Origin of the sequence: Microcoleus sp. Pol7_A1 (genome assembly GCF_036701085.1) — a bacterium.
GTDB lineage: Bacteria > Cyanobacteriota > Cyanobacteriia > Cyanobacteriales > Microcoleaceae > Microcoleus > Microcoleus asticus.
On sequence record NZ_JAUBQD010000110.1, the window covers coordinates 1 to 11,475 of the forward strand.

Below are 11,475 nucleotides of genomic sequence, written 5' to 3' on the forward strand. Positions count from 1 at the left end.
ATGAATTACGCACTTGATTTAGCTAAATACTTAATCTTATCATGTTTTAGGTTGAAATTAAGATGCGTTTACCCTGGGTACGTAACAGGAATTTCAAAGCCAGTAGTGCAGTGGCTGAGTCAGTGGCTGCAAAATTTGCCCGAAGAGATAGATTTGCGAAATGCTCCGCTGCTAATTCGCTCTTGCGATATTGCTTTTGCTCCCACAACTTACCAGCAATTATTAACAGCAGAACCCCCCTTTTCGCCAACAATCAAACTTAGTTTTGTGACTCCTACAAGCTTTCGTAGCAAAGGCCATCACTTCCCTTTGCCAGTTCCCGAAAATGTTTTTCACAGCTATTTGCGCCGCTGGAATAACTTTTCTGGTGTAAATTTTGACCAAGCAGAATTTTTGAATTGGATTGATGAAAATGCAATTATTAGCCGCCACAAATTGGAGTCGCAAAAGGTAGCGGCGGGCAAAAAAGGTATGGTAACGGGATTCACTGGGGCTGTGGAATTTGGGCTAGGGCGATCGGCTCACAATCGCCCTGATTTTGTACAATTATTTTATGCTTTGGGGCGGTTAGCGCCTTATTGCGGCACTGGCCACAAAACAACTTTTGGATTGGGACAAACGCGATCGCAATGGTTGACAGAAGCGCTACCTGAAGTGTCGATACAAAGCGTATTGGCAGGGCGAATAGATGAATTGACACAGAAGTTTATGGCGCACAGAAAGCGTACAGGCGGAAGTCGTGCTGCTGAGATTGCTGAAACTTGGGCGACGATTTTGGCGCGCAGGGAATTGGGGGAATCTTTGTTTGATATTGCTGCTGATTTGGAAATGCCTTATGAAACTGTGAAAACTTACGTGAAGTTGGCAAGAAGGGCTTTGAAAGTTGAGGATTAAGGTTAAATTGATTTACTGGTTCCCAGGCTCTGCCTGGTAACACAGATCCAGAGGCTGTGCCTCCAATTTTCCTCCGCAAGCGAGGCAGAGCCTCTAGACATCGATTCCCAGGCAGAGCCGGGGAACCAGTTAATAATGACTACTGACTAATGACTGATGACTGCTGACAAATGACTCTTAGTAAATAGGTATATGTCGTCTCGCTGATATTTTAGTTGAAATTGAGGGGTGTTTTTTAGTTTAGTTACTAAGTTATTAACAAATTCTCGATCGCTCATCCAGCCAGGATATCTGAGGTTCAGCAATACATAATCAAATTCTGCGAGATTGGCAGGCGGCGCGTTAGCCAGAGTTATTTTGACGACAGGGCGGTGCGCTAAGTGCGGAGCAATCTGAGCAGTTGTTAAAACACTGCCTTTGGTTTCAACAAGAGAAATTGCCTCTTTGGTAGCTGGCAAAGTGTCGAGCCCATTTAAATAAATAGTCCAGAAATAGCCGTATTTTGCTAAAGCTAAGAAAGCAATCAACGACCAAATTACAATGACTCTAGGCAATGGATAATTAGGAACTGGCAATCTCTCAAATATTGTCTTTCTCTTTTGCTGATTGCTATCTGCTAAACTGGAAATTACGGCGACCAACAAAAACGGCAATATCGGCACAGAATATTGATGAATTAAATCCCGCTGAGCGGGGATTTCGGAAAGAATATTCATCGCCAACATCGGCACAGCACCAATTAAAGATGACAGATGACGCGGAGACAGCCACCAAATTATAGGTAATACCAATAACGCTAAATATTCAAAAGTATCTAAAGAAAACAAACGCCCTAAAACTAGATTTGGTTTCACTATTAAATTAATAGCAATTTCCAAAACTGAGTTTCCCAAATATTGATATCGCCCGATTCCCGCGTGTTCTCTTCCCTGATTAAAATACGGTATAACTGCCTGAGTAGCTACCAGGAACCAACCCGCGCCTAGAAAGAGAGCTATGAGCCCACAATTGCGTTTTTTGTCAAAACACAACAGCCACAAACCCATCGCAGCCACAGTTAAAGATAGCACGGCTTTGCAGCTCAAAACTAATACAATAGCAGCACAAAACCACAAGGTTTTATTCAGCCTCGCGGCTAAGATTGCTGCTAGCAGTGCTGGTAAAGCAATTACTTCTGGGTGGAAGTCGAAGAGATTGACATTAAATACTGCGGGATAAAGCAGATATACGGCTGAAATTGCAATTGCTTTTCGTTCGTTTAATCCGGCTTGACGTGCCAAACTCCAACTCGGCCAAGCGCCTAAAGCTAGGGAAACAGCTTGCACTAATAAAAGCCAGTGAACATCTGGATATATTTTGTAAAGTAAAGCTAGTGGATAGAAAATAAAAGCGGCGTGATCGCCCCAAATATTTATTGCCATTAAAGAGGAAAATGGCGTTTGATATTGGGAGATTAAATAAATTGCTTGGTCAAAAATTGCTAAGTCGAATGCAGTTGACTGAAACAAAGCGTGTCGCGCGCTGCTGGCGGTAAATAAGACTATCGTTGTCACGACAATTATTAAAAATACTGGATGAGATTTTAGGAATTTTAAAGTTAGCATTTTATTGGTTTAATCAGCGATTCGTTTAAATAGCAGAACTTCGTTCTTTTGATAAGTTAATTGAAAATCGCGAGAGTTTTTAAGTTGATTTGCTAAGGTATTACCAAGTTTTTCAGTATCAGGCCAGGGATGGCGCAGGTTTAATAATATGTATTGAAATTCAGCTAAATTTGTTTGGGGCGAAATTTGTGAAAGCAATTTTACTATTGGGCGGTGGGCAAAGTGAGGGGCAAGTCTATTATCTGTTAAAATACTGCTTTGAGGTTGAACTTGTGCGACTGCTTCGCGTGTAGCTTGCCAGGTATCTAGTCTATTTATGTACAAATAAAAATCTTTATATTCGCCCAGAAATAGGAAAATTATTAACGACCAAATTATCATGATTCTCGGCAATTGAATTCCTAGCCGGAGTTGAGGAAGTCGGAAATTCTTAAATGGTAAATTGGCAATTTTGCTAGAGGAAAATTTTGGCAAATTTACAGATGTTAAAAACTGTTGGTTATTTGCTTTATCCTCTTCCTTGTTTTCTCTTATTTCTTCCCTCTTCCTTGTTTCTTCCTTCGCGATAACTGCTAACAATAAAAAGGGAATTACAGGAACTGAATACTGATAGGCTAAGCTGCGTTGAAATGGCAAGTCAGAAAGAATGTTGATGAGCAGGGTAGGGAGGGCAGGAATTAGCGCTGTTAAATATTGTAGGCGTAGTTTGCCAGAAAATGGCAATAGCAGCCAAATCACAGGTAAGGTGAGGAGAAATAAATATTTGAATGTATCGAAGGAAAGAATTTTTCCTAATACTAACTGTGGTTTTAATATGAGATTGAGGATGATTTCTAGTACGGATTTGCCTAAATAGCTGTAGCGCCCGACTCCAGCGACTTCGCTGCCGCTAAAAAAGGGGATGATTTTCTGGGAAGCAATCAAAAACCAAGCTGCACCTAGCAAAAGTGCGATCGCCCCGTACCGTTGCTTTTTTTCGCAAAAAAACAGCCATAAACCTATAGCAGCAACGGTTATAGACAAAACAGCCTTGCAACTCAAAACTAACAGAATAGCGGTACAAAACCACACAATTTTATTTAAACGCGCCGCCAAAATTGCTGCCAAAAGTGCGGGTAAAGCGATTACTTCCGGATGAAAATCAAATAAATTGATGTTAAATACCACCGGATAGAGCAAATAAATCAATGCGATCGCACGGGATTGTTCTTGATTTAAACCTGCCAAACGCGCTAAACTCCAGCTAGGCCAAGCGCCCAGGGATAAAGCAACTGCTTGTACCAACAGCAGCCAATGCACATCCGGGTAGATTTTGTAAAGCAAAGCTAGCGGATAATAGATTACCGCTGCGTGATCGCCCAAAATATGAATCCCCATTAAAGAAGAAAAAGGCGTTTGGTTTTGGCCGATCAAGTAAATTGCTTGGTCAAAAATTCCCAAATCGAAAGCAGTGGATTGGAATAAAGCGTGCCGTAAACTGCTACACAAAAAAAAGATTGCCGCAGCAGCAGCGATCGCCCAAACCAAACTCGACGGTAGCTGCGATCGACCTTCCTCTATATTTTCGGCGATCGAGACACTGATGTCCTCACTAGAATCAGGAAAATTTTCCGCATTCTGCATGAAATCTGGCACTAACTGACCACTCAAAATATGATTACCTCGAATGTGCTTTCCACGCAATAGTTAACCGCTAATTTTCATCCCCGCAATCGTAATATTAGAATAGCCCACAAAACATTAAACAATTGTGAAAGCAATAACTCTTCTCGGCTCCACAGGCTCCATCGGCACTCAGACTCTGGATATTGTAGCTCAATACCCCGAGCAATTTCGGATTGTCGGGTTAACCGCCGGACAAAATGTAACGTTGCTGGCCCAGCAAATTCGCCAGTTTAGACCGGAGATTGTCGCGATTTGCGACGAAGATAAATTGCTGGAATTGAAGGAGGCGATCGCAGATCTCGACCCTCAACCTATTTTACTTGCGGGCGAGTCAGGCGTTGTCGAAGTTGCCAAATATGGCGACGCTCAAGCCGTCGTCACCGGCATAGTTGGCTGTGCCGGTTTGCTGCCAACAATTGCGGCTATCAAAGCAGGTAAAGATATCGCCTTAGCGAATAAAGAAACATTAATCGCAGGGGGCCCCGTTGTCAACCCCCTCATCGAAAAATACGGCGTTAAAATATTGCCTGCTGACTCGGAACATTCGGCTATTTTTCAATGCCTCCAAGGTGTTCGGGTTGGCGGGTTGCGGCGAATTATTCTCACAGCTTCGGGGGGTTCTTTTCGAGATTTGCCGATCGAGAAATTAGCAGGAGTAACAGTAGCCGATGCTTTGAAACATCCAAATTGGTCGATGGGGCAGAAAATTACAATTGATTCTGCTACTTTGATGAATAAAGGATTAGAAGTAATCGAGGCTCATTACTTGTTCGGGATGGATTATGAGGACATTGATATTGTCATCCATCCTCAGAGCATAATTCACTCGTTAATTGAGCTGCAAGATACATCGGTTTTGGCGCAATTGGGCTGGCCGGATATGCGATTGCCGCTGCTTTACGCTTTGTCTTGGCCGGAGCGAATTCATACAGATTGGGAACGGCTGGATTTGGTAAAAGCTGGGGATTTGACTTTCCGAGAACCCGACCACGAAAAGTATCCTTGTATGCAGTTGGCTTATGCAGCGGGACGTGCGGGCGGTTCGATGCCTGCGGTGCTGAATGCGGCCAACGAACAGGCGGTAGCCCTGTTTTTGGAGGAGAAGATTCAGTTTTTGGATATTCCGAAGTTGATTGAGAAAGCCTGCGACAAACATCAAGCCGATAACTGTGAAAGTCCTGCTTTAGACGATATTTTGGAGGCGGATCGGTGGGCGCGGCAGGAAGTTTTGGCAGAGAGTATGGAATTGGGCGATCGTATTCTTTCGGTTCGGTAATTGTATCAGCAGACTTGCACTTACCCACAAGTCCGCTGGGGAATTAATACCCCGTCTCATAGCTAAAATTGGTTGAAATTGAGATATTGCACCATTCTCAATAAGCCTTTTAGGAACAGGCAAGATGCCTGTTCCACAAGAAAATTCACTCTTTGTGGAACAGGCATCTTGCCTGTTGCTGACAATGGTGCAAGATGTGAGTTGAAACCGACTGCCCAACTTTAATAAATATTCAGTTTTATTTCAGAGGACTTTAGCTATGAGACACGGGTTTCCCCCCCTGACGGACTATGCCAAAAAGTGCAAAATATCGCCCAAACCATGTTAAAAGTTGACCGGATGTTAGCCTTTTATAGACTAACTCCGAACTTTTGCCGCCAAATCAGCCGCACTCATCTTTTCGTACATTTCAAAAGGTTGGTGAATCCAAGGATTGTCAGCCAAATAATCTACATAATAATCCGGCTTTGCAACAGAACAAGCCTTGTACCAGAGTACAGCAGTCCGAATTTCCTGAATATCCTCGCCGTAGCGACTCTTCAGCCAAGCGATTCCTTGCTCCAAACTAATTCCCGAATCCACCAAATCGTCAATCAGGAGAATGCGGCTGCCCAAATTATCGCCCACCATTGTCAAATCGCGGGCAAACTCGATCGCACCCCGGACTTTTCCCTCGGCCCCACCATAGGACGAGGCAGCTAAAATGGCCAGAGGTTTGTCGAAAATCCGCGACAGAGTATCTCCAACCCGCAGCCCTCCCCTCGCCAGACAGACAATTCGATCGAATTTCCACTGAGATTCTTCAATTTTTACAGCCAAATCCTCAATTTTCCGATGGTACTCAGCCCAAGAAACGTAAAGGTTACTCATTCCTAATATTATTGAAATATCAAAGGTATTATTAATTATTTTGGGGAAAATGACATGGATGCAGAGGAACTTCTCAGACGGTATGCAGCCGGAGAACGGGTTTTTCACAAAGTAGACCTGAGCGGTGCTCATATGTCAAGGACAAATTTGCGCGATATAGACCTGAGTCACGCTAATTTAAAAGGTGCAAATTCGCTCGGCCTCACCCTCTACAGAGCTAATCTGTATCAAGCAGATATCAGCCAAGCCAACCTCTCTCAAGCCAACCTCATGTCCGCTAATTTTGGCGAATGCGAGGCGGTGGGAGCGAACTTGAGCGGAGCCATCTTGCGGAGTGTCGTCTTCAGCGGGGCCGATTTAACGGGGGCGAGTCTCAGGGGTGCAGACATGAGAGATGCAAACCTTCAGGGGGCAATTTTGATTCAAGTTTATGCAGTTAACGCTAACTTGCAAGGTGCAAACTTGACAGAAGTAAAGCTTTGCGGAATCAACCTGAGCAAAGCCAATTTAACCGATGCGAACTTAACACAAGCTGACCTCAGCCGTGCTAACCTAACTCAAGCAAATCTGAGTTGGGCAAATTTAACGGAAGCAAATCTGGAAAAAGCTGATTTGAAGGGAGCCGATTTGAGCGGAGCTAACTTGAGCTGTGCAAATCTCCATCAAGCAAATTTGAGCGGAGTTTCCCTTAAGGGAGCAAATCTCCGGGGAGCAAACTTGCATCAAGCTTCTTTGCGCGGGACAAATTTGGATGAAGCGAATCTGAGAGAGGCCATGATGCCTGACGGCACAATCTCTGACTAATAAGCTGAGAAAATAGAAGTTAAAACAGCAGGGTGCCTGTTGCGCACCCTACATTTATGCTAATGCCTGATTTTTTTAAGGGATTTAATTCTGCCTTCAAGTGACAGTGCATTTAAAGAGTAGTGGCAAAAAATTTAGAACCGAGTTTAATCTACAACTTTCAGCCAGCCGCGGCGAACTGCGTGGAGCAAGCGGTTGATGGCTGTTTGATCTTCTTCGGTAAGACTGTCATTTAACAGCGCTGTCTTGAGCTGTTGTCGGTGAGTGGGAGTCAGCAGACCAGAGTGATATACCTGAAAGACTAGCTCTGCAATAGTAAATTGAGGTAAAAGCGTTTGGGTTGTCATCATGTGTTTGTTTTTTGAACTCACTCTTGACAGTATTGACTGATTTCCCCAATGTTTATGTGATTTAACTACGCAATTATATGTGATCGATTCGCTCTTAATTGGTGATTTGTGTCAGCCGGATTTGGGGATCGGATGTTTTCTCGCTCGCCCTGCAACTCGAAACACAAACTCCGTCCCGATTTCTCGCTTTTGGCCACTCCCAAATCTATACTTGTTGTCAAGAAACTCTGACAAATAAATTAATATTTATCTATTATCTAGATGATTAATGACGGCTAATTAATGACTGCTAACTAAATCGATCGACTTAATTAAATCTAAAAGTTTTACGCTGTTGAGACATCTGCCTTTGGTTACATTTACCGAAGGTCTTGGCGTGGGGTTTTTTCCGTGGATATACTTAATACAGCAGATTCCAGGCAAATAGAGTACACCTTAATTCCAAGCACTTACCAAAATAGTTGACAAACCCTTGCAACCGTACTCCATAAACCTGAAAATTTCTGTAACTGCTGACTACAGGCTACTGACTGCTGACTGCTTCAGATCAAAAATCCCGGCTTCTTTAAGAAACCGGGTTCGAGCTTTTCGATCGCAGTACAACTTTTTTTGGAGAGGGTTAATGCAGCGACCTGCTCACGAAAATCTTATTGTTGGCAAATCTTGACAGGAGAAAAAGTAGAAATACTCATCTCAACTTCTTTTGTGAGAGGACTAATCGGAAATCCTGACCCATCCGCGGCGGATGGCGTGCAGCAGGCGGTTGACTGCATCTCGGGCATCTTCGCTGAGAGCGCTTTCGCAGAGTGCGGGCAGTCCGTGGCTTTGAGTGCGAGTCAGATTGCCTGAACGGGTGACTTGATAGAACAGTTCAGCGATCGCGCGATCGGATTTTAAAGTCAGAGCTTGCATGAAATATCGTTGAACTCGACTATTGTAGTATCGAGGATTTGAGAAAAGAGTAGGGTGATAGCAGTCGGCTAAGCTGTGCGATCGTTCTTAGCTCCATTTGTGATCGAAGTCTGCGAGTATACGTGAGTTAAATCACAGATAACCAAAGACCTCGATCGCACAACCTGTCATTGCGGTGGTAGCCTCAAGGTTTGACTAAACCTCGAAAATTCCTGAGCGCAAGACTTTTAGCCCCCAGCGCCGCTGCACAGCGGGAGTGCGTCTCCTCTACATCCCAGGCTCTGGACTCGGAGAACTGTGAAACTTTGGGTTTTAGACACTTGCAGCTTGCACCACAGGGCCTAAAGTTGCGATCGGCGAGCCACACCCTGAGATACAATATTTATAAATACTTCTATCCCATCTCTAGGCAGGCAAGTAAAAAAATGATAATGATTAGCTACTTTTCGATTGCCTTAATCGTTTTTATTGTTTGGTTCAAAAGTTTTTGGAATGATACTGCGACATCTAAAAAAGACGTGATCTCTTGGATAGCATTAATATTCGGTCCTCTGTTTTGGCCTGTTGTTCTGCCCCTATCCCTTTTGCAAATTACCAGCAAAAAGTCTGTTGTAAAAACAGCTCAATGCGATCAAGAATTATAATAAATTGTGGAAGTAACTGGCTTAAACAAAGTCGGTTATCTCGTCCTAAACGATCCGGCTTGCATCGCTCCTCGCAGCGAGTAAATCATCTTGTTTGATGGTAAAAAAAAATGCAGTTATAAGGTAGAATCAAATAAAAATCCTGAATCCTAAAACAGTATTTTTTTACCGCTCCAAATTCTGCCTTCTGCTTTTCGACCCCGCCCAAAAACGGATACCAGTTTTCCAGAGTAGTCGCCAGCCGACCAAAATTTTCGACTCTTGTTCAAGCTCCCAGATTCATCTGTGGAGTAAATCTCAAATCTCAAATCGTTCGACTGATCGCGACTCCACTGCTCTCTCGCCTAACGTCTCACGGCAAAGTATCAAATCGACTGACGCCTACTTTTCTTCTGTAACATCGTGATTTAATGGTGTCGCTGAGTCAAAATTGTCAGACACAAATAGTCGGACAGCGACCGCAACATTTTTTACTCAAAGATTATCTGCCAGCTCAACCAAGCTCAAAATTAATCTGCAATGTAACACGGCCTGTTGCTGGCAAAACTATAACTTCAGACATATTTTCGCCTTCCGCTGACCAACTTAAGAATTTTTATTACTTCCGGCCACTGCGCACCATTAATCGAATTTGGTAAAATCCTTGGTTAGCCTTAAAAAAAGCTAGACACCTTGCCCTGTAACCTTTTACAGCTCTATTTTTTTAAAGTGTAGCAGCTCTGACAAGCAAATTGTAGAGTTCGTTTGCGCCTAAATTGCCTAACTCTTACCGCAGTTAGATAGACAATTAAAAGCAGAGACTGCAATATGAAATAGGCAACAACTGTTTCAAATCTCAACTACGATTTATTTTGGGTGATCGGGCATCACGAGTGTATAACGCGAGCAAGCGAATTTTTTAGAGGTGCTGGATTTTTGGGTTTGGGAACTTCTCAAAAAAAAGTGCCGTCACTGTATCCACATTCGCTATTTGCATAAAAAGTAGGAGTAAAAATGAACGAAGTGTCTGAGAAACCAATTTATAGAATTCTTAATCTAGTGTCGCTGCTAGCGCTGAGCTACTATGCAGCTACTTCCATCAATTATATGTTCGAGAGCGACGCTCACATCTACAGGTACGACAGCCAGAGCAATTCCAACGCCTCAACCGCGCAACTAGAAGCACACCATCGGAATAAATAGTAGAGCTTTTCTATGAATGCCGAACCAAATTTCCTGGAAATCGCTAATTGTTAATTAGCGGCTCGAAGTTAACAACTAGCAATAAAATATTTTGTTATAAGTTAATATTTTTACTTACAGCTATTTGCTATCAAAGATACTACAAGAATTAACTATCTATTTGGCTCTAAAAATAGACCACAGTCATGAAAACAGTTTAAAGCATTTTCATCAGTAATAGCATTAAGAGCTTTAGTAATCGCTTCATCAAGCACATTTGAAGTTTGAGCTGCTTAAGAACCGAGAATTACTTTGATTTTTGACCAACACAACTCGATGGAAAATAAATTCGGCGAGTAGGGAGATAAGCATTTCACTTAAACTCCGACAGATTGAATCAAACTTTCGACGGCTTAGACATGATGAACAGGTAAATTATCGATCGCTACAATTGGGCAAACCCATAACAGCGTTGCATATATTGATAATGATCGAGGAAAAACAGGGAAATATTTTTGATGCTGGTGCTTGAGATAAAAAACCAACAAACTAATTGAAAGTTGCAACATCTCTTGAGACTTGGAATAACATAAGGTCTTGCGATGTAACCCGCGCCAGATAATGTCTTAATCTCGTGTTGTCTCCTTCCACCCTTGTCATATAAGTCTTGCAAACAATATGGTCTTCAGAGTTGATATATTTTGGGTAAACACAATAGCCCTCAGTGACCCAGAAATAGCAAGACCAATTTTTACTCATCCTCCACAAAGCCACAAAAGTGTCACTGCTCCTATCCCCTAACGTCCAAGCAAGAATGCCCTCAGCAAAATGATTGACTGGTGTCTATACAAGGAGCTTGTTTTTTTTGAACCAACAAATATCTGGAGTTCGTCGATTTCACCTACTTCTGGTATGGTTTCAACTGCCTCAGTTTCAGGTAATGGTTACCCTGTTTCTTTGACCCAGTTGATGACACTATTGTGGCTGATACCAGTACAACGCTCAATTAGTCTCGCGCCATGCCATTACAGTACATGAGAGGAGCAAATTTGTTTGGCATCCTCGGAATATCTACGCTCACTATAGGTTTCGACAAACTGGCGATTGCATTGCTTACATCGATAGAACTCTTTTCCGTATCGATGTCCATTTTTAACTAGGGCTTGCTGAATAATCGATCGCAAATCAATAACAAGAGTGATCGATATATTCAAGCTCGGTTAAAGATAAGTTTTTTTTGTATCAATTGCCCCCAATTATAATTGGGGATTATTTCCCACCCAAAATTAGGTGTT

The 11,475-nt window shown here is 42.8% G+C and carries 9 protein-coding genes and 1 pseudogene; 4 read left to right on the top strand and 6 right to left on the bottom strand.

Translation table 11 applies throughout. The features are described from left to right. On the top strand, positions 1–894 hold an 894-nt coding region (cas6, locus tag QUA20_RS30660; protein ID WP_333194053.1), incomplete at its 5' end, for a CRISPR-associated endoribonuclease Cas6. Positions 895–1,040: 146 nt separating this feature from the next. On the opposite strand, the gene QUA20_RS30665 is transcribed toward cas6, so the two are convergent. Next, on the bottom strand, positions 1,041–2,447 hold the full coding sequence (locus QUA20_RS30665) for a DUF2079 domain-containing protein (RefSeq protein WP_333194055.1): 1,407 nt from the start codon (positions 2,445–2,447) through the stop codon (positions 1,041–1,043). A gap of 60 nt (positions 2,448–2,507) precedes the next feature. Beyond that, complete coding sequence (locus QUA20_RS30670; protein ID WP_333194063.1) at positions 2,508–4,121, bottom strand: DUF2079 domain-containing protein; 1,614 nt, start codon at positions 4,119–4,121, stop codon at positions 2,508–2,510. A gap of 127 nt (positions 4,122–4,248) precedes the next feature. On the opposite strand from QUA20_RS30670, the gene dxr reads away from it, so the two are divergent. Continuing rightward, positions 4,249–5,439: a 1-deoxy-D-xylulose-5-phosphate reductoisomerase gene (gene dxr / locus QUA20_RS30675; RefSeq protein ID WP_333194057.1), complete on the top strand. Its 1,191-nt coding sequence runs from the start codon at positions 4,249–4,251 to the stop codon at positions 5,437–5,439. Between the two features lie 357 nt (positions 5,440–5,796). On the opposite strand, the gene QUA20_RS30680 is transcribed toward dxr, so the two are convergent. Then, positions 5,797–6,309 (bottom strand): phosphoribosyltransferase family protein, encoded by a 513-nt coding sequence (locus QUA20_RS30680; RefSeq protein ID WP_333194059.1) that lies wholly within the window; start codon positions 6,307–6,309, stop codon positions 5,797–5,799. Positions 6,310–6,363: 54 nt separating this feature from the next. Between QUA20_RS30680 and QUA20_RS30685 the strand changes: the two genes are divergently transcribed. Continuing rightward, complete coding sequence (locus tag QUA20_RS30685) at positions 6,364–7,113, top strand: pentapeptide repeat-containing protein (protein WP_333194060.1); 750 nt, start codon at positions 6,364–6,366, stop codon at positions 7,111–7,113. A 146-nt stretch (positions 7,114–7,259) separates the two neighbouring features. Here the strand turns inward: QUA20_RS30685 and QUA20_RS30690 are convergent, their stop codons facing one another. Beyond that, the gene (locus QUA20_RS30690) at positions 7,260–7,460 is read right to left on the bottom strand and encodes a hypothetical protein (RefSeq protein WP_172186381.1); all 201 of its coding nucleotides are present in this window, start codon (positions 7,458–7,460) and stop codon (positions 7,260–7,262) included. Positions 7,461–8,177: 717 nt separating this feature from the next. Next, positions 8,178–8,375: a hypothetical protein gene (locus QUA20_RS30695; RefSeq protein WP_333194062.1), complete on the bottom strand. Its 198-nt coding sequence runs from the start codon at positions 8,373–8,375 to the stop codon at positions 8,178–8,180. 1,637 nt (positions 8,376–10,012) lie between these two features. Between QUA20_RS30695 and QUA20_RS30700 the strand changes: the two genes are divergently transcribed. Beyond that, the gene (locus QUA20_RS30700) at positions 10,013–10,201 is read left to right on the top strand and encodes a hypothetical protein (RefSeq protein ID WP_172186341.1); all 189 of its coding nucleotides are present in this window, start codon (positions 10,013–10,015) and stop codon (positions 10,199–10,201) included. A gap of 500 nt (positions 10,202–10,701) precedes the next feature. Here QUA20_RS30700 and QUA20_RS30705 read toward each other — a convergent pair. Next, positions 10,702–11,370: pseudogene (locus QUA20_RS30705) on the bottom strand (IS1 family transposase); the annotation flags it as partial. Between the last annotated feature and the right edge of the window lie 105 nt (positions 11,371–11,475).